Below are 19,913 nucleotides of genomic sequence, written 5' to 3'. Positions count from 1 at the left end.
CGAGTATATTTATACTCGGTGTTATTTTATTCTAAAACCGAATACGTACTCTAAGACTTTATTTGCACTAAATCGTAATCGGCCATACCAGGTACTATTGCCTGTAAGCGAGATTCGGTTACATCGAGTGCATTTAAACATTCGCAATACTCAGAAGCCTTAAGCTCTAATTGATGTGCCTTTTTTTGTAGCGATTTATCAATTTCTCTTGAGATAATATCCATGCGTTGCCCCATGTCGTTAATGCGATCTTCTATATTACCTTCACGCGATTTAAACGCATCTCCAAGTGATACCAAAATAGCACCTAACGATCCATGCACAGCAGAGTGAATTTGCTGGCTGATCTCTTTAGTAAAAAAGTCATCTATTTGCGAAAGTGATTGAGGGGCTATAAAAAAGAAGTCATCTCCGCGCTTAAACTTATCCATTAGCGCGCGCTCTACATACTGCAATTGTGTTTTAAGTACTTCAGGTTCTTTGTCTGACATACCTTCAACTACGTGTTCAATAGCGCTTAAACCTAAGTTAACACCATCGGTAGCAAGGTTTACTAATTCGGGGACTGTGTGGCGAATACCATTACTAAACTGTTCGAGTACTTTGCTTTCGTCATCGCTTAAATCAACCCAATAACCGCGAATAAACAGTTGGTTATTGTTATTAATTTGGACACGAGTTTGGCCTTTATCTAATATGCGAATTGCATCGTCAGTAATAATTAAACCATGACGTAATTCAACATCGCATTGGGCTTGAGCAAAGACACTAGTGCTTGAGAGCGCCATGGACAACGCCAATATCGAACGAGATAGAAACGCCATAAACACCTCAAAAAGACTAAAATGGAAGTCGAGTAGGTTAACAAAAAAACAACTTTATGCAAGGGAAAATAAACCTATCAACTATCTCACAGAATAGTTGTATAGAGTGCAGCTTGAGTTTTTAGATACGGTTATGTTGGGCAAAATCAACAGTCCAACAAAGGGCTTAATATATAGCTGGAGAGGGTAGAATTGGCTCATAGTAAAATAAGAACACGTCGTTTTTAAATGAAGTTTAAAAAGGTACAGTTATTTATATCAATTAAGCTTAATAGCCGACTCTAAATTCACTCTGGAGTCGGCTCAAAAAACTAAATATTTAGTGTGAAACCACTATTAAGCGAATTGCATCAAGTTGTAACTGCGTTTTTTCAATATACGTAGTTAGGTCGTTACGTTGCTTATCGTAGAAGGTAATTTCTTCTTGGCGAATATTCGGATTAATTTGCTTAAGGGCAACAAGTCGTTCTTGCTCTTCACTGAGTGACGTTTGCATTTTAGCAAGTGACGCTGCGCGAATAACTTCAAGTTTTTCTTGTGCCATATCTTTAGCGGTAGTGATCATCGGGTGAACAGCGCTTTGTAGTGCACCGGCAAGTTTACTTGCTGTTTGGCGGCCTACGGCTGATAACTGCTGATTAAAGCCTTCAAATGCCACGTTTTCACCTAGGTTATTACCTGCTTTATCGAGCAATATACGAATTGGTGTAGGCGGTAAAAAGCGACCAACTTGTAATACTTTTGGTGCCATTGCTTCTGCAACAAAAATAAGCTCAACAAAAAAGGTACCAGGCGGTAACTTTTTGTTTTTAAGTAAAGCCACCGATGCGCTACCAAAGTCGTCGTCACAAATCATATCCATGGTGCCTTGCACCATAGGGTGATCCCAGCTGATAAAGTGTACATCTTCTTGCGAAAGTGCCGTATCGCGATCAAAGGTAACGGTCATACCGTCTTCTTTAAGCGATGGGAACGATGCATTTAACATATGTTCCGTTGGCTTTAAGATAATGGTGTTTTCGCCTTTATCTTCTTGGCTTACGCCAAATGTGTCAAACACATTGATCATGTAGCTTGGCAATTCAAACTGGTTATCGAGTTTTTCGATATCAGTCACAAGCGAGTCAGCAGCACCTTGACCCGATGAATGTAGCTCTAGTAAACGATCTCGTCCGCTTTCCATTTTTTTACGCAGTACCGCATTTTGTTGTGCTACTTGCTCAAGTAATGGATCGAGTTCGTCTTCATCGCAGTTATGCGCAGAAATATATTCAAGTAGGTCATCACGGAACTCTTTATAAAGCATTTGCCCAGTTGTTGATGTAGATTCGAATGCATCTAGACCTTCGTTATACCAACGTAGCAGTACTTCTTGAGCGGTGTTTTCAAAATATGGCACATGAATGTTCACATCTTGTGTTTGGCCTATACGGTCTAATCGACCAATACGTTGCTCGAGCAAATCTGGGTTTAGTGGTAAATCAAACAACACTAAGTGATGCGAGAACTGGAAGTTACGACCTTCTGAGCCAATTTCTGAACACAGTAATATTTGTGCATTATCGTACTCGTCTGCAAAAAATGCAGCAGCGCGGTCACGCTCAATAATAGACATGCCTTCGTGAAATACCGACGCTTTAATTGCTTCGCGTTCACGCAGTATTTGCTCAAGGCTGATAGCTGTTTCAGCTTTAGCACATATAAGCAGTACTTTTTCGCGCTTAAGTGTTTTAAGGGTGTCGATTAACCAATCTACACGTGGATCGAATAAACCCCAGCTTGCGCTTTCGCCTTCAAATTCTTGAAATATTTTTTCAGGAAACAGAGCACGGTGTGCACTTAGTTCAGGGTTTTGAATGCCGCCCATGTTACCAAGAACCGACATAGCCGTTTTATACTGTTTTGGCAGTGCCATTGGGTAGGCGTGTAATTTACGGCTTGGGTAGCCGTCAATGCCGCTGCGGCTATTTCTGAATAATATACGACCTGTGCCGTGGCGATCGAGTAGCATGTTAAGTATTTCTTTACGCGCTGGTAAATCACCTTGCTGTGCTTTTTCAAGAATATCAGTAATGTCGGTTTCTTTTAATAACTCAATTAGCGTGGCTTTGGCTGCGTCGTCCAGAGCTTGCTCTTGCAGTAATTGATTTGCCGCTTGCGCTACGTCTTTATAATTTGCTTCTTCTTCTTTAAACACGTCGTAGTCGTAAAAACGGTCAGGATCGAGTAATTGTAAACGCGCAAAGTGACTGCTGTGACCAAGTTGATCAGGCGTTGCTGTAAGCAAAATAAGGCCAGGAATATCTTGGCTAAGCTCTGCCATACGTTGGTACTCTGAGCTTGGTTTGCCGTTATTTATACTTAGGTGGTGGGCTTCATCTATTACTAAAAGGTCCCAATCAGCAAGCGTTGCTTGTTCAAACCAACGTTTTTTCTTGGTTAAAAACTCAAGGCTGGTAAGTACTAGTTGCTCTGTATCAAATACGTTTGGAGAATCTGCAAACGCTTCGTCGCAGCGCTCTTCATCAAAAATAGAAAAACGTAAGTTAAAGCGGCGTAGCATTTCTACTAACCATTGGTGCTGTAAGTTTTCAGGCACCACAATCAGTACGCGGCTTGCACGGCCACTAATAATTTGTTGATGGAGTATCATGCCCGCTTCAATTGTTTTACCAAGGCCTACTTCATCTGATAAAAGTACGCGTGGGGCAAAACGTTTACCCACTTCTTGGGCAATATAAAGTTGGTGCGGAATAAGATTAGCACGCTGACCAATTAAGCCTTTAATAGGCGATTGCTCACGTTCAAATTTATGTAACCACGTTTGGTAGCGAAGTGTGTAGCGATCAAAACGATCGACTTGGCCTGCAAATAAACGATCTTGTGGTTTATTAAACTTAATAAAATGATCTAAAAAGGTCTCTTTTAACTTGGCTGTTTCGCCATTATCAACACGGGTGCCGTGATAACAAAGTAACTCGCCTTGTACTTCAATAGACTCTACTTCTAATTCCCATTCTTCAACGCTTTTGATCACATCGCCAGGATTAAATGCCACACGGGTAACAGGTGCTTCTGCACTAGAATAAACACGGTTTTCACCACTGGCAGGAAATAATATGCTGACCTGACGGCCTTCAATGGCAACAACGGTGCCTAATCCTAAATCTGACTCTGTATCACTGATCCAACGCTGACCTAAGGAAAAATTCATGTATGTCTCGTCTATGATGAAAAAGGCGGCTATGTTACCTGTAAGCTAACACCACTGCAAGGCGCTATTTGGCTCACTTTTAATTAATTTTGAAAGTGTTAATTATTACTATTAAAACAGCTTGTTTATGACTCTTTTTTAGGTAAATCAAAACTAATTACAGTTTGTAATAAAACGGACTTTTATGACAAATAGACTAAACTTACATTATGCCTTAGCAATTAAGTATTGCAGGTTTAAGTTTTGCCCGTTTTACTTAGTTATTTTGGTATAGCATAAAAATCATAAAACGTAAGGAAAGTGCTATGGAAAAAGCTTCGAACCTTGAAAGTAAAATGTATGTGCTAGATACCAACGTACTACTTCACGAACCACTCGCTTATTTGTCTTTTCAAGAGCATGACGTTGTAATTCCGATGACGGTGCTTGAAGAACTTGACCATATAAAAGATAGGAAACACGACGTAAGCCGTGATGCGCGCGTCGCTATTCGTGGATTAGATGAAGTTCTTAAAAATGCAACGCCCGAACAAATGCTACAAGGCGTGGCGCTGCCGAGTAACAAAAAGGCAAAAGCGAGCTCTGCCGGTACCCTCATTATTGTAAACGACCATTTATTTGCCGACTCCATTTCTGGTTTGCCTGGTAACGAAAACGACCATCGTATTATCAATTGCGCCGTGTACTTACAAAAGCAGCACAGTGATTCAAAAGTAATACTTGTTACAAAAGATATAAACATGCGTTTAAAAGCCAAAGGCGCCGGGCTTAAATATGTTGAGGATTATCGTACCGACCAACTTATTGACGATATAAGCCTACTCACTAGTGGTTATAAAAAAATTGAAGGGGATTTTTGGGATCATGTAGGGGAGTGTAATACGCAGCAGCACGGACGCGATACGTTTCATCATGTGCCTAAAAACTTAATACCAGATGTATTTTGTAATGAATATTTACTTGATGGAGGGGAGCATTTTGCGGCGCGCGTTAAATCGTACGATGACGAGCACATAACGCTCAAAGATATTGGTGTTGAGCGTTTAATGCATCAACAAGCATGGGGCGTTAAGCCCAAAAATATTTATCAAGGGATGGCATTAGATGCATTACTGGATACAGGTATTGAACTTGTTATTTTAACAGGACCAGCAGGGTGTGGTAAAACCTTGTTAGCACTTGCCAGCGCCCTTGAAATGGTCATCGAAAAAGGTATTTACGATAAAGTAATAGTTACTCGTAATACGCCAGAAATAGCAGAGTCTATTGGGTTTCTACCAGGCACGGAGGAGGAAAAAATGGCGCCATGGCTTGCAGCTATCACTGATACGCTGGAGGTATTGCACAAAGGCGACGAAAATCCAATATCGAGTCGAAATTACATAATGGAGAAGGCTAATGTACAGTTTAAATCGGTTAACTTTATGCGCGGGCGTAGCATTCAAAATGCGGTGGTAATTTTAGATGAGAGCCAAAATTTAACGGCATCTCAGCTTAAGACGATTATTACTCGCTGCGGCGAAGGTACTAAATTAATTTGTACAGGTAACTTGGCGCAAATTGATAGTAACTATTTAACGCCAGTAACATCGGGCTTGACGTACATAGTAGAGCGCTTTAAAAACTTTGAAGGCAGCGCAACAATAAACCTCAACGGTGTTGTGCGTAGTCGCTTAGCGTCATTTGCAGAAGAAAATTTATAACTTGCGCTTAACAAATTGGCTCGATAGTCTATCGATTGATTTTCGAGCCAAATGGCAGGCAGTACATTGAATTTTTTACCTCTGAAGCATTATTATCGTTCATTATTTATTGCGCTGTTAGTGCCATTGATTGTCGCTTTTTTACTGTGCTTGCACTTATATAATATAAAGCTTGAGCGGACGGTTGAAAAACGCCAAGCTGATTTTACAAATGTTTCAGCACAGGTTACTCACGGGATGGACTCGGTGAGTAATCTACTTACCACCATGTTTAACTTATACGAGCAAGCGACTTATCCCAAAATAAACCAAGATTTGCTCGAAGGCATAAATCAATATGATGGTTACTATTATCGTCATTTTATTGATCAAAGTACTGAAATAGTGGGTAAAGGTGAGTTTGCGTTATCTGCTAAGGCATTAATGCAGTGGCAGCAAGCTATTACATTAGGGCCTTCGTTTAATACAACGCTTGCGTTAATGCAGTCGTTATCTGCTGTAGCGTATGTTGATGATAATGGTTTTGCTTATGTAAGCAGGCACAACAAAAGCCAAAGTTTAATGCTTACTGAAATTTTAAATGGAAAATTTAAGCCAAAATTTGCGCAGAACAAACTTACTTCAAGTCCTATTGTTAAAGTGAATGACAATTCGTATTTTGCTATTGGTCGACAACGAAGCACTGGCTCAGCCGATTACATTATTTTAATTTATGATGTTCAAGCAATTTCTGGATGGTTAAAAAAGGTGTCACCGAACAGTGGTGAATACGTTTTTATGAACCAATCGCATCAAATTATCGCCAGCTCTAAACAGATAATAGAGCAAGCGACTGCGTTAAAAAATTATTGGCCAGACTTGGCCAATTATCAGAGTCAAAAAACAGTATTAACTAGTGATAGTAATTACTTTATGCAGCCTATGGATGAGTTACCTATTCACGCCGCATTTTACGAGCACAAACCCCAATTAATAAGCTCAATTAAGTATGAGATATTACTAGAGTTTACTTTTTTAACGCTATTTTTAAGTATTATGTTTGGCGTGTTTTTTTGGTTAAGTCAGCGCATTTTTATAAAGCCGATGACTCACTTAATGTCATACCTTGAGAGTAACGGTACACAGCAAGAAGAGCAGCTAAATTACAAAGTACCACTGAGCTGGCAACCTTGGTTTTCTAAAGTGAAGCGTGTATTTACTAAAAACAAACAGTTAGTTGATTCATTACAAAGTGCAAATAAAGCTCTGGACGACCAAGTTCAGCTGCAATCAGAAAAACTAAGCCGCAGTTACGAAGCGAAAGAGCGCCACTTAGCTTTGCTCAACACTATGCTAAACAGTGTGCCAGACCTTATTTACTTTAAAAATATTGATGGTTCATTCTTAGGATGTAATAAAGCATTTGAGGCGTATATTGGTAAAGATCAAACTGCATTAGTTGGTAAATATGTAGATGATTTAGGTGACAATGATCAGCAAATAAATGCGCTTGAAAAACAAGTATTACAAAACAGAAATAGTGTTGAACAGCGAATAGAAACCGATACAAAATCGTATCAACTTACTATTGCACCTTTTTATAACGAGCACCAACACCTGTTAGGAACCATGGGTATTGGCCGCGATATTACCGAGCAGCAACAAACATTATTGGCCTTAAAGTCATCTGAATCTAAATTTAGAAGTGCCATTGAATTTGCGGCTAACTGCGTGGTTTTACTCTCGCTTGAGCACACCATATTGCAAGTAAATAAAGCAGCAAGAAAGCAGTTTTCTGATCAGCCAGTACTAGTTGGGGAGCAGTTAAAAGCATTATTTGATGACTCCCAATGGCAGCAAATAAAAAGCACTTTAGCGCAATTGCTAGATGACAAAAAACGCGTTTACCATTTAACGCTTTCTCAAGGGGGCTTAACAAGCTGGTTGCAACTAAGTGTATCGCTTGTCTGGGATGAAAACCGCGATCCAGCTTATTATGTTATCCACATTCAGGATGTAAGTGCCTTAACTAAATCAAAACTAGATGCCGAACGAGCAACCCTAGCTAAAAGCCGCTTTATAGCCAATTTAAGTCATGAAATACGTACCCCTTTGAACGCTGTTTTAGGGTTGCTTGATATGTTAATTGAGCAAGGCTTAACGCAAAAGCAATTACAACAAACGGATCAAGCTAAGCATGCAGCACAAAGCTTGTTATTAATGCTTAATAGAATGCTTGATTTTGCACGTATTGAAGGTTCGCAAACCGATTTAAAACAAGCGTCTTTTAGCATGGTTGAGCTGGTGGATATTTGTGAAAGCTTAACGGCTCCATTGTGCGAAGGAAAAGGTATTGAATTTGTTATTGATATTGACCCGCTAATAGCACCTGATTTGATATGCGACAGTATACGTTTGCAGCAAATATTAGGTAACTTATTAACTAATGCCGTTAAGTTTACAAAAACAGGTTCCATTACTTTAAAAATGGAACTTATTGAAAGCGATAGCCTAGAGCAACAGCATATTTGCTTTAAAGTAATAGATACTGGCATGGGTATAGATGAAGCCGATCAAAGTCGCTTATTCGACGCTTTTACTCAAGGTGATGAATCTTCAACCCGCATACACCAAGGGGTTGGGCTAGGTTTAGCTATTGTTAAACATGCAGTATCGTTAATGGGTGGGGAGATAGCTTTAAAGAGTAAAAAAGGCCACGGCAGCGAATTTTATTTCAGTATTAGTTTTTTAGTTGATACCACTAAAAACACAGTGTTACCGACTAATACATTGGCTATTTTATCTGATCAAAGTAAAGAGCTTAAGCAGGTGACAAATGCATATAACGAACTTGCTAATATTAATTTAGATGAAGTACTAAAATACCCAATTAAGCTCTCTAATACTCAAAAAATAATAATTGATGCAGCTGACTTACCTGCACTTTTAAATGTTGAAGCGATTAATGATTCGTTATCAGCTAAAGAAACATCGGTAATTATTATTAATCATCAGCACACACTTAATTTACCGACAAGCGAGCACTTAGCTGCGCATCACGTTAAAGCATCGGCATTAGGGCAAAGGCTATTTAGTTTGAACTCTCAGCAAAAGCCCATAGTCAATACAAGTGCCGCAGTACACAGTGCAACTGAAAGTAAAGCTGATATATCGGGTCTACTTGTATTAGCAATTGATGATAATCAGCTTAACTTAGAAATAATTAGCAGTGTTCTGCGCCAAGCAAACGTAAATGTTGTTACGGCTTTAAGCGCATCAATTGGCATGGAATTATTGCAAGTTTTGAAGCCTGACTTAATATTGATGGATGTGCAAATGCCGAAAATAGATGGCTGTCAAGCAACCGCTTTGATTCGTCAACAGTTTGACGCAAAGCAACTGCCTATTTTTGCTTTAACGGCTCATTGCGAGCCTGCTGATGTAGAACGTTCTTTAAAGTGCGGCATGAATAAACATTTAACTAAACCGGTTGTTGCTAAAGTACTTATTGATGCAATTGCTGATTTAAACTTAGTTAAACCAAGCTTTTTTGAAAAATCATTTGCTTTAACGCAGTTTAGTATGGATGAAAAACTACTTAATACGATGATTGATAAGTTTGCTAGCTTGTGTGAAACCCAGCTATCGCAACTAGAAGAAACAACCAATAAGGATGATTTGGTACGTTTAGTGCATAGTATCAAGGGGGTAGCAGGTAATTTAGGTTTTAGACGATTATCACATTGTGCTTTATTGTGTGAAAGAACGCTTAAAACAACTAATAAGCCTATTGAGATTACACTACAAGAGCTTATCATACAGCTAGAACAGGTAATTGTTTTTATAAAAGGGCTAGGGGTTAGGGATGTCGAAAAGAGCTAAAGTACTTATTGTGGATGATGATCCAATCAACAGATTAGTACTTGAAAAAACACTTAAAGCAGAACACGACGTGTTCTTGGTTGAAAGTGGTGAAAAAGCACTGACCTTTGTAAAAACAGCGCAAGTTGATTTAATAATCCTTGATGTAATTATGCCTGGAATTGACGGCTATCAAGTACTTGTGGAGCTTAAAGAAAACCCAATAACTCAGTCTATTCCTATTATATTTATATCAGCCAATCGTAGCCATGATGATGAAGCAAAGGGCTTAGAGCTCGGTGCAATGGACTACATAACCAAGCCATTTAGTCCTTCTATTGTTCGCGTTAGAGTGCGCAACCAACTCCTCATAAAGCAAAAAAATGATTTGCTAGAAATGCTAGCTTCGATAGATGGCTTAACTGAGATACCAAATAGACGCTACCTTGATGAAAACTTATCTCGAGAATGGCGCCGCAGCAAGCGAAGTGGAACACCGCTATCGGTGTTACTTATGGATATAGACCACTTTAAACGTTACAACGATTGCTACGGACACCGTGCTGGCGATGAGTGTTTAAAGAATGTTGCGCAAGCACTTGCGGCTCAATGTGAACGTGGCAGTGACTTTATTGCTCGTTATGGCGGAGAAGAATTTGCTGCTGTGCTACCAGGAATTGATAGGCATGAAGCAATGGAGTTTGCTAATAAATTACGCAATGCTGTAAATGCTTTGAATATAGAACATAAAGCTTCATTAAATGCAGACCACATCACTATAAGTATAGGTATTGCCACTACACAAAGTGGTAAAGTGTATGCTGAGCAAGCATTGTTAGAAGAGGCCGATTTAGGCTTATATGCCGCTAAAGATGCAGGGCGAGATAGAATAGTCGCACGCTAAAAACTTAATATACAAAAAACGCCAATATTTATATATTGGCGTTTTTGTATCAAACATTTTTTATTGGTTACTGCGTGATCATACCTAAAGCGGTGTCACCAATGCCCACTAACTTATCATTTTTGAATACAAGTGGCGTACATTCATCTTTCGTTGTTTTGGAATCTGAATGCTTGCTATGCGTTACATAAAAAAGTACTTGGTATACATCATCATCTTTTTTTAATAGCTCTGTGAAATTAGGCGTTTTTAATTGCGTTAAAACAGACTGATAGCTGCTATCCATTTTTAGCTCTGATATAACTTCGCGATTATTTTTATGCTGTGCTTGCCAGCTTGATGAGTTTTTCCCTGCCCAATGAGTCTCAGCTTCGCCATCTGACACGGCAATAACACAGCCTGTTAAAAATGGAGCGATTAAAGCGGCTGCTAAAAGTGATTTTTTCATTTTTATTTACCTTAATAAGATTTTTAATTGGTTATTAACTGTATTAAAGCAAAGAGTAGACCATATTAATAAGTTGTTATGAATCAGTTTGTTAAGTGAGTTAAGCTGTTTTTATCTAATAAAATATTAAATATATTAGTAAAAACAGCCATTTTTTAGCTTATTTGATTACTACAATAAAATGATTAAACCAAGCGGTTGCGTGATTCACCTTTAGTAAATGCCGCAATATTTAAACTTACTTCATTAATTAAACGCACAATAGATTCAGTACTTGCCCATGCAATATGTGGAGTAAGTAATAAGTTATTGCCTGTGTAATTAGCAAGTGGATTTGAAGCTTCAGCAGGTTCTTTAGTTAGTACATCAACACCCGCTCCAGCAATTAGGTTTTGCTTAAGCGCTGTTGCTAAGTCGGCTTCGTTAATAATACCACCACGTGCTGTATTAATAATTATAGCGCTTGGCTTCATCATTTTAAGCTCATTAAGTGCGATTAAATCACGTGTTTCATCTGTAAGCGGGCAGTGTACGCTGATTATATCGGCTGTTTTAATGACGTCTTCAAAAGGCGTACGACCATCACGACATTTAACCCCTTTACGCTCTGCAACAATAACATTAGCGCCAAATGCCTCAGCCACTTTAGCAACGCCTTTGCCTAGTGTACCGCCGCCTATAATGGCAAATGTTTTACCTTGTAAGTCGTTAAAGCTGTAATCGAGTATGCAAAACATTTCACTTTTTTGCCATGCGCCTTGCTGGCAATCTGCCTGATAGCGGTGGGTGTTACCCAGTAAGTTAGTAATTAAAGAAAATGTATGTTGAACAACTGAAGGGGTTGAGTAGCCAGCTACATTAGTTACGGCAATGCCAAATTCTTTAGCGGCTTCTAAATCAACATTATTAGTACCGGTTGCACTTACGCAAATTAATTTCAGCTGTGTTAGCTGACTAATTGTATCGCGATTCAAAACTGCTTTATTAGTGATTAATACATCAGCGCCTTGGCAATGCTCAATAACTTGCTCTGGGCTGGTAAGTTCATAAGTCGTTAATTTACCAAGTTGTTCTATACACGAAAGAGATGTTTTAGCTAACGTTGCGTTATCAAGAATAGTAATGTTCATTATGAGCCCTAAAATAAGTGGATCTGAAAGAGTTAAAATCGTAAAAAAGAGGCTTACGATCCATCAAAAATCTAAAATATGGGCTTAAGGTACTACGAAAGAAAGGCTTTGTTAATGGTATTACTACCAAATGATTAGAGGGCTATGTAGTAGTGGTCTGCCCACTAGCAGATTGAGAACATGGTATTTTGCTAGACTGATCAGTTTTATTGCACTTATAAGCAAGCCTATGGTCATAGAAGGTAATTAAACTCGGCTTTAAAGCAAGTTGCTAAAATAAAAAATCGTTTTTTTGGTTATTTCGCATTTTAGATTGGCTGAGTTATAATCGGATATAGACATAAACGGTGCGCTTTAGCGTGCCGTTTTTTAACATTGTAGATGTAGTAATGAGTGAATTAGAAGATAAATACGCAGATATACGCCCATACAACGACGACGAAGTTGCGGCGTCGCTTACACGTTTGATTAACGATGATGCGTTTATTGATGTAATAGCAAAGTATAATTTACCGCGCTTTTTATCGGCAGTGCCTTTTATTGCACGTCCAATGGTAAGAAGTCAGTTACGCAAAAAATGGGGCAAAGTAAGCACCGTTGAAGATGTGCAAAATGAAGTGGCGCAATACTTAGATAAACTAGTGAAGCGCACCACATCAAAAGTTACCTTTTCTGGGCTAGAGCAGTTAGACGCTAATCAGGCCTATTTATTTATTTCAAACCACAGAGACATAGTGCTTGATCCTGCATTAGTTAATTGGGGTTTATATCAGCATAAAATGAAAACAGTGCGTATTGCTATTGGCGATAATTTATTGCAAATACCTTACATTACTGAGCTTATGCGTTTAAATAAAAGTTTTATTGTTAAGCGCTCTGCTAAAGCACCAAAAGAAATGTTAAAAGCATTAACCCAGTTATCGTCATATATCTATGACTCTTTAATCGGTGGAAATTCTATTTGGATTGCACAAAAAGAAGGGCGTGCAAAAGACGGTTTTGATCAAACAGATCCTGCCCTTTTAAAAATGTTGCAATTAAATGGACGTAAACAAAAGAAAGAATTTGGCGATTATATTAAAGAGTTAAAAATAGTGCCTGTTTCTATTTCTTATCAATATGAACCGTGTGCAATTGCTAAGGCTAAAGAGCTTTATCATAAACAGCATCATGGTGAATATATTAAGTCAGCGGGTGAAGATATTGCCAGTATTGTTGAAGGTTTTAGTTCAGCTAAAGGGCATGTGCATTTAGCATTTGGACAACCAATCGAATCTAAATGTGATAGTGCTGAAGAGCTTGCTAAAACAATTGATAGGCAAATTGTAGATTCGTTTTATTTGCACCCAGGTAATTACATTGCTGGTGGCTGTAAAGAGGCGGTAATAGACTCTCCAGATACAGCGACGTTTGAACAGCGTTTAGCCTGTGTACCAGAAGAGTTAAAACCGTTAGTGCTGGCCATGTACGCTAAGCCATTTCACCGTAAAACAGAGATAAATACCAATAGCTGTGAGTATTAATACTCCCAGCTCAACAAAACTAAGCAGCAATTAAATTGCTGCTTTTTTTTTGCTCAAAAATAACGCTATACTAATACCTCCTCTTCAACTGGGCGGTACTTATACGTGCAACAAATTGAAATATTTGATATTCCAAGTCCTTGCAAAAGTATTTGCTTAGTTAACAACAGAGGGTATTGCAAAGGGTGTTATCGTAGTCGCGATGAGCGCTTTTCGTGGAATACCTTATCGAACGACCAAAAAAAGAAGGTGCTTAGTTTGTGCCAGCAGCGCTACAAGCGCTACCTTCAAAAAAAGCAGCAAAATGCAGTGCCAAGCACGCAGTCGCAGCAGCAAGGGTTCGACTTTTAAAAGCTTAATCCATATTTGGCTCTTAGTGCGTACACAGTGCCATTGTTAGTTAGGTTAATTAATGACATTTTAAGCTTTTCTACTAAGTTTGCATTACGTTTATTTAAATAATGATAAAGCGGATAAGTATTCAACACTTCTTTTACAAAACAGCCTTGAGGTGACGGGGGCTCATTATTTTGCATTATAAAGTTAATCATTAAGGCTCCCTGTACTTTTTTCTGAGCAAGCAAATTAAGTTGGGTATTCATGCTTTTAACTTTAATAATATTCCCTGCAAACTGTGTGCGTGCTAAATAATGTTCTTGCACAGGGTAGCCATCAACGATTGCGACGCTATCGAGCTGTTCTAAACTGTTAGGTAAACAGTTTTTATATAATACTAAGTCAAACTTAAATAGCTCATAATCGACTCTAATTAAGTTTTCGTAATTTTCTTCAACGCTTGCATCTCTTCCTAACTGGCCATCAAGTACGCCATTATTTGCAGCGAGCAAAGCATTTTGGTGACTAAAATCGATTATATGTATTTTAAAACCGATATCTGCGTATGCTAACTTTAATAGCTCTAAGGCATAATCAGCTTGAGGTGTACTTTGCGGACGATTAAAAGTGAGGTTGTATTGATGACTAAAACAAGAGGCACTAAAAAATAAATTTACCAATAATAACAAGATACTAAAATGTCTATTCATTATCAGTTCCAATTACTACAGAAATAAATAAAATAAGACGCGTATAATAACAAGGAGATTACCTCTTGCCCAGTTTAGAGGGGGAATCAAATAATCTTAAAAGCGAATGAGGAAGTATTGTGAGTTTTAATTTATGCCTATTACCACGTGAAGAAAAATATCAAATTCAGTTAGATTATGAAGCGTCTTTTTGGGCGTATCAAATTAAGCGTAATAAAAAAACGAGAGAGCAAGTTTACAACACAATCCACAGCCGCCCAGTGGCAGAGCAAATGGTTTTGAAACAAAAATTTGAACAGTATTTAGCGCTAATGCTTAGCTAAATATCGATATAAAAATGTATAAAGTTGAAGTGTTAAATGAACTAAAAACCCCACTTGTGAATAAATTCTACAAAAAGCACAGCGTAAGAGGGCGTGCTAATAAACAAGATAAGGTATGGGTTACTTACTATAATAATGAAATAGTGGCAGCATGTAGGTTACAAGATAAAACAGAGTTTTTATTTTTATCTACCATGTTTGTTGCGCTGGAACATCGCGGTAAAGGGATTGCAAAACAATTGCTTTCAACACTCTTAAAGTCGCAAAATAGAGAGATAAAGACCTTCGCATATGAAAACGTAGCTGATTTATATTGTGCTATTGGTTTTAACCAGGTGTTAACATATACTCTTGCTTTACAAGTACTTTTTGATACTTACAAACATCGAAATATAGTCGCTCTAGAGTACCCATAATAATAAATAATAATATGGAATAAGCATGAGTAAATACGTTAATGGGATCATTAGTTGCTTTGTAGTTTTAATAACTATTCTAAGTTGCCAAGTAGGGGCACAAGTAAAACGTTTATCTCCTAGCGAAGGCTTATCGCAAAGCTACGTTAATACAATGCTTATAGACACTAACGGTTACCTTTGGCTTTCGACAGAGGCCGGGCTTAATCGTTATGATGGCTATCAAGTTATTCCAATAAACGGCCCTAATGGTGAGTTAGAAGAGGCGATCATCGATCGTATTTACCAAGACCCTCAAGGGCACATTTGGATAGCCTCTTTACTTGCAGGCCTATTTAGATACGACCCCGTAACAGATTCATATCAGCAATTTCTAGAAAAACCGACCAGTGAAGAAGAAATTATCAATCAGTCTGTTTTTAGTATGGTGGCCGTTGATAAAAAAACACTTTGGATTGGGCGAGGCCGCGATTTTGCAAAGCTTGATATAGCAACCGGAAAAATAACAACTATTTTTGAGCTTCCGGCTAAATATAAAAATACTCTTGTGAGAAAGCTGTTTGCCTACAATGGTTATATATTTATAGGTACAAGCCATGGTGCATACGTATTTGATATTGCCACCGAGCAAGTTAGACCTCTACAGCATTTAAAAGGTGAAGCTGAACATATTTACCAAAATAATGTGAAGTCTTTCGCATTAGGTGAAAATAAACAGTTGTTAGTAGGGGCGGTACAAGGCTTATACGAAGTTGATATTAGTAACTTATCAAAAATGTTTGAACGCCCAGATTTACCTTTTAAAAGTAAAGTATTACTAAGTGACTTAAATGTTTGGAGCATAGTAAACGAACACGGAACAATAGATTTAGCTACCGACAAAGGCTTGTTTAAATTTGATTTAAACACAAAAGAGATGATTAAAAATACTCGAATAGCCAAAAGTAAGTACACACTTGCCGATACCAGTATTATTGATATGGCTAAAGATAAATCGGGTGGTACATGGGTTGCGACTAAGACTGATGGAGCGTTTTACTTATCTCACGACAGCTATCATTTTAATAATGTCGATGGCACTTTGCTCGGAGGGGATGGTTTATCACATCACTCTATCTGGGGGATTACCGAATATAAAGACAAGCTTTGGCTTGCAACGCATAACGGTATTACCGAGGTTGATTTAAAAACAAATATTGGTAAAGCTTATTTAAAAGACTACAAAGTCGACTTACTCACCACTGAGTTTACCGTATATGAAATAACGCCCTATAAAGATAATTTATGGCTTTATACAAACCGTGGTTTATTTATTTTTGACCCTGTAACGCATCAAGTTAGCGAACCAAAAGTGCATAACCCTGCTGATCAAGAGCTGATTACTGGTAGAGTGCATGGCGTTACACTCATGCCAAATGGCGATCTATACTTTGTGCACTCAGATCATGGGGTATTTATATACAATATTGATTCTCAAGTAATAACGCGTCTGGGTGGCCAGTTTGACCAGTTTGAACCCTTTTTAGCTCATGGCTTTTTACCCGCGTTGAGCAATAAGCCAGACTCGCCACTATTTTTTAATGCTGGAATTTTATATCAAGTAAACCCAAGTGATTTAGCACTTAAAATGATTTACAAAGTGCCAAAGCAGCACGAAAACGTAGCCATTAGCGTGCTTTCTTATTTAATTGATAACAACAATATATTGTGGATATCACTCTCTAATTTTGGCTTGATAGGCCTTGACGCATCTACTTATCAATTAGTACATACAATCGATTTAGAGAAGAATAAATTAGGCACATTGCTTTACGATATGGTGCTAGATGATGATGGCATGATCTGGATGAGTAGCCATAAAGGCATTTGGCGATTAAACCCAGAAACACTTCATTTTCAACAATTTTCTACGTCAGAAGGGCTACTCTCTGCTGAGTTTAATAGTAACGCCATGGCACAGCTTAAAGATGGCCATATTGCGTATGGTAGCTTAAAAGGTTTTACTTATTTTCACCCAATGGAAAACCAAAATTATCAATCACTTATTGATCACGTAAATATTACGCGAGTTGATTTAATGTCACGAGATCTATCGCTTGATTTAAAACAGCCTCTTAACGAGGTTGTGTTAAACCATGATGATATTGGGCTTGAAGTGGCATTTTCGGCTATGGCATTTAGTAACCAAGAACGCATCATTTATGAGTATCAACTCGATAACGGACAAAAAAGTTATACTCGAAATAACAACCGCGTATTGTTTCCAAAATTGAATCCAGGTAATTACCAATTAAAAGTTTGGGCTAAAGACCCCCTGACTGGCGAATATACCTCGCCTGCTATTTTAAAAATAAAAGTAAAGTATCCGCTTTGGCGTGCACCTTATTTTATGGTGCTTTACGCCATGCTGTTTATTGGTTTTGTTGCTATGTGGGTTATGCGCCGTAATAAAATTCAGCGTATTTTATTGGCAGCAAATAAAGAAAGTAAAGAAAGCGAAGCGCGTTTAAAATTAGCACTTGAAGGCAGCGAATCGGGTGTCTGGGATTGGGAGTCGAGCAACCCAAGCATTTACCAACCCCGCTTAGCCAGTGAGTTAAGCTACGAAAATGAAACTGTAAGCCTTGATGAATATTTATCTAAAATTCATCCGCAGGACAAACAGCTATTTCGCTTAGAGTGGCTTGAGTTTTTATCTACCGATAAAGGTTACTTTAATTGTACCTACCGCCTGCGCCATGCAAAAGGCTATTGGCGCTGGTATAAGGACTTTGGAAAAGTAGTTGAGTGGGATGATAAAACTCCACAAAAAGTAGCGGGTACTTATACAAATATGACCCGTGAGATGGTGTTTGAAGAACACGCTTTACTATTTACGGCAGCATTTGAGCAAACACGTGATTGGGTGTTTATACTCGATAAAAACTTAAATATTCGGGCTTCTAATAAATCACTGCAAACCGCCTTTAATTTCTCCGCAGAGTCGTTATCTAGCCGGACTTTAAATTTAGGTATATCGCGCAGCAATCGTTTTGATTATTTACGTATTATGCAAAAGCTATCTGTTGGGGAGCATTTTTCGTGTGAAGACAGTGTGGTTCTAGCTAATGGTGAATCGCGTCATGTACTTGTGAAAATAAGTGCAGTGGCCGATAACGAGCAGCGCCTTAATAGTTATGTCATTATTTTAACCGATATAAACGCACAAAAATCAGCTGAAAATGAGCTGCACTTATTGGCCAACTATGATGCCTTAACTGGGCTGCCAAATCGTACATTATTTAATGACCGCGTTGAACATGCCCTTGAACAAGCAAAACTGCATGGATGCAAAGTGGCTTTGTTACATATCAATATTAAACGTTTTAAATACTTTAATGACTCATTAGGGCACGAAGCGGCTGATGAGCTAATTAAAGAAGTTGCTGAGCGCTTAAAGTGCTCTTTGCGACCATCGGATAGTGTTGCGCGATTTGGTGGCGATGAGTTTGTTGTGTTAGTAGAGGATATTCATCAGATAGAGCAAGTACTTATAATATGTACTAAGTTGATGGATTGCGTGAATCAAAATATTGCGATTAATGGTCAAGTTGTAAACGTTAATTTAAGTATTGGTGTGTCGATATCGCCAGATGACGCAGAGCAAGGCCCCGCACTTTTAAAAGCTGCGAGCATAGCGTTATATCATGCAAAAGACTCTTTAGAAGGGCGCTACCAGTTTTATAAGCAAGAGATGAACCAGCATGTTCAAAGAGCGCTGCATCTTGAATCTCAGCTTACTAGAGCGTATCGAGAAGAAGAGTTTTGTAATTACTATCAGCCTATTATTAATGCTAAGAGCCAAAAAACAGAAGGCTTTGAAGTGCTGCTGCGTTGGCCCGAAAATAAACTAGTACAAACTCAAGAGTTTTCGCTGGCTGCAGAGGGGATAGGCTTAATTACAAAAATTATGCTGCAGACCTTTGCGCGCGCTTTATTCGAGTTAAAAGAGTGGCGAAAAGCCTCACCTAACCTGTATTTATCTATTAACTTATCAGCACTAGATTTTGAGTTTAAAGACCTTGTTCCTGAAATTAGAAGAGCGTTAAGTAAAGCGGGTGTATCGTCTGAGGCAATTGTTTTTGAAATAACCGAATCAATATTAATGCGTGATTCAAAAGAAGCGCTGCATAGCATGGAACAACTTAAAAAGTTGGGTTGTAGATTGTACATGGATGATTTTGGTACAGGTTACGCATCACTTACCTATTTAAAACGTTTTCCTATTGATGTACTCAAAATAGATAGAAGCTTTGTACAAGACATAGGCATAGACTCTGATGATGAGGCCATTATCCAATCAACACTCGCGCTTGCAGATAGTTTAGGCAAAGAGTGTGTAGCTGAAGGCGTAGAAAGCTCGCATCAACTTGCTTTTTTAAAGGCGAGAGGGTGCAAGCATTTCCAAGGGTATTTATTTAGTAAACCGGTACCTAATACCGAAGTACTCGCGCTTATTAATCGCGATTGGAGTGATATATTCAATTGAGAATAGTCGCACGG

Annotated in this window: 13 protein-coding genes; 8 read left to right on the top strand and 5 right to left on the bottom strand. The window is 38.4% G+C overall.

Features of this window, described 5'->3' with window-relative positions:
* Window positions 1-50 precede the first annotated feature (50 nt).
* A complete protein-coding gene (locus tag H5120_RS18260; RefSeq protein ID WP_024595182.1) occupies window positions 51-824 on the bottom strand; it encodes a YggN family protein in 774 nt (257 codons plus the stop codon).
* A gap of 319 nt (window positions 825-1,143) precedes the next feature.
* Entirely contained in the window at window positions 1,144-4,038 is a 2,895-nt protein-coding gene (rapA, locus tag H5120_RS18255) for an RNA polymerase-associated protein RapA (protein WP_024595181.1), read from the bottom strand.
* Window positions 4,039-4,343: 305 nt separating this feature from the next.
* Between rapA and H5120_RS18250 the strand changes: the two genes are divergently transcribed.
* The 3 genes from H5120_RS18250 to H5120_RS18240 are packed head-to-tail and all read left to right on the top strand — an operon-like array spanning window position 4,344 to window position 10,485.
* Complete coding sequence (locus H5120_RS18250; RefSeq protein WP_149603232.1) at window positions 4,344-5,741, top strand: PhoH family protein; 1,398 nt, start codon at window positions 4,344-4,346, stop codon at window positions 5,739-5,741.
* A 51-nt stretch (window positions 5,742-5,792) separates the two neighbouring features.
* Entirely contained in the window at window positions 5,793-9,602 is a 3,810-nt protein-coding gene (locus tag H5120_RS18245) for a PAS domain-containing hybrid sensor histidine kinase/response regulator (RefSeq protein WP_182675693.1), read from the top strand.
* Window positions 9,586-10,485, top strand: a complete 900-nt coding sequence (locus H5120_RS18240) for a diguanylate cyclase (protein WP_039488304.1) — start codon at window positions 9,586-9,588, stop codon at window positions 10,483-10,485. The genes H5120_RS18245 and H5120_RS18240 overlap by 17 nt, the downstream gene beginning before the upstream one ends.
* A gap of 67 nt (window positions 10,486-10,552) precedes the next feature.
* Here H5120_RS18240 and H5120_RS18235 read toward each other — a convergent pair whose 3' ends face one another.
* Window positions 10,553-10,933, bottom strand: coding sequence for a DUF3192 domain-containing protein (locus H5120_RS18235; RefSeq protein ID WP_024596200.1), 381 nt, complete (start codon window positions 10,931-10,933; stop codon window positions 10,553-10,555).
* A 185-nt stretch (window positions 10,934-11,118) separates the two neighbouring features.
* On the bottom strand, window positions 11,119-12,063 hold the full coding sequence (locus H5120_RS18230; protein ID WP_182675692.1) for a D-2-hydroxyacid dehydrogenase: 945 nt from the start codon (window positions 12,061-12,063) through the stop codon (window positions 11,119-11,121).
* 389 nt (window positions 12,064-12,452) lie between these two features.
* On the opposite strand from H5120_RS18230, the gene H5120_RS18225 reads away from it, so the two are divergent.
* Together H5120_RS18225 and H5120_RS18220 are read left to right on the top strand one after the other, a co-directional pair.
* Window positions 12,453-13,586: a 1-acyl-sn-glycerol-3-phosphate acyltransferase gene (locus H5120_RS18225; protein WP_039488367.1), complete on the top strand. Its 1,134-nt coding sequence runs from the start codon at window positions 12,453-12,455 to the stop codon at window positions 13,584-13,586.
* A gap of 105 nt (window positions 13,587-13,691) precedes the next feature.
* Window positions 13,692-13,937 carry a DUF1289 domain-containing protein gene (locus tag H5120_RS18220; protein ID WP_182675691.1) on the top strand — a complete coding sequence of 82 codons (246 nt, stop codon included), beginning with the start codon at window positions 13,692-13,694 and terminating at the stop codon, window positions 13,935-13,937.
* On the opposite strand, the gene H5120_RS18215 is transcribed toward H5120_RS18220, so the two are convergent.
* Window positions 13,934-14,632, bottom strand: coding sequence for an ABC transporter substrate-binding protein (locus H5120_RS18215; protein WP_182675690.1), 699 nt, complete (start codon window positions 14,630-14,632; stop codon window positions 13,934-13,936). The two genes, H5120_RS18220 and H5120_RS18215, sit on opposite strands and share 4 nt — an antisense overlap.
* A gap of 119 nt (window positions 14,633-14,751) precedes the next feature.
* On the opposite strand from H5120_RS18215, the gene H5120_RS18210 reads away from it, so the two are divergent.
* From H5120_RS18210 to H5120_RS18200, 3 genes are read left to right on the top strand one after another with little or no spacing between them, the layout of a single operon-like run.
* Window positions 14,752-14,955 carry a DUF3283 family protein gene (locus H5120_RS18210; RefSeq protein ID WP_024596204.1) on the top strand — a complete coding sequence of 68 codons (204 nt, stop codon included), beginning with the start codon at window positions 14,752-14,754 and terminating at the stop codon, window positions 14,953-14,955.
* Window positions 14,956-14,969: 14 nt separating this feature from the next.
* Window positions 14,970-15,371 (top strand): GNAT family N-acetyltransferase, encoded by a 402-nt coding sequence (locus H5120_RS18205; protein WP_024596205.1) that lies wholly within the window; start codon window positions 14,970-14,972, stop codon window positions 15,369-15,371.
* A 25-nt stretch (window positions 15,372-15,396) separates the two neighbouring features.
* Window positions 15,397-19,899 (top strand): EAL domain-containing protein, encoded by a 4,503-nt coding sequence (locus H5120_RS18200; protein WP_182675689.1) that lies wholly within the window; start codon window positions 15,397-15,399, stop codon window positions 19,897-19,899.
* The last annotated feature ends 14 nt before the right edge of the window (window positions 19,900-19,913 follow it).

Source organism: Pseudoalteromonas sp. SR43-2, assembly GCF_014163885.1.
GTDB lineage: Bacteria > Pseudomonadota > Gammaproteobacteria > Enterobacterales > Alteromonadaceae > Pseudoalteromonas > Pseudoalteromonas distincta.
Note: the sequence above shows the minus strand (reverse complement) of the source record. Positions and strands in the feature narration are given on the sequence as shown.

Coding starts and splice junctions, on each gene's coding strand:
- H5120_RS18245 (WP_182675693.1), top strand. CDS start 5,793: ATGGCAGGCAGTACATTGAATTTTTTACCTCTGAAGCATTATTATCGT.
- H5120_RS18215 (WP_182675690.1), bottom strand. CDS start 14,632: ATGAATAGACATTTTAGTATCTTGTTATTATTGGTAAATTTATTTTTT.
- H5120_RS18225 (WP_039488367.1), top strand. CDS start 12,453: ATGAGTGAATTAGAAGATAAATACGCAGATATACGCCCATACAACGAC.
- H5120_RS18230 (WP_182675692.1), bottom strand. CDS start 12,063: ATGAACATTACTATTCTTGATAACGCAACGTTAGCTAAAACATCTCTT.
- H5120_RS18200 (WP_182675689.1), top strand. CDS start 15,397: ATGAGTAAATACGTTAATGGGATCATTAGTTGCTTTGTAGTTTTAATA.
- H5120_RS18235 (WP_024596200.1), bottom strand. CDS start 10,933: ATGAAAAAATCACTTTTAGCAGCCGCTTTAATCGCTCCATTTTTAACA.
- H5120_RS18205 (WP_024596205.1), top strand. CDS start 14,970: ATGTATAAAGTTGAAGTGTTAAATGAACTAAAAACCCCACTTGTGAAT.
- rapA (WP_024595181.1), bottom strand. CDS start 4,038: ATGAATTTTTCCTTAGGTCAGCGTTGGATCAGTGATACAGAGTCAGAT.
- H5120_RS18240 (WP_039488304.1), top strand. CDS start 9,586: ATGTCGAAAAGAGCTAAAGTACTTATTGTGGATGATGATCCAATCAAC.
- H5120_RS18250 (WP_149603232.1), top strand. CDS start 4,344: ATGGAAAAAGCTTCGAACCTTGAAAGTAAAATGTATGTGCTAGATACC.
- H5120_RS18260 (WP_024595182.1), bottom strand. CDS start 824: ATGGCGTTTCTATCTCGTTCGATATTGGCGTTGTCCATGGCGCTCTCA.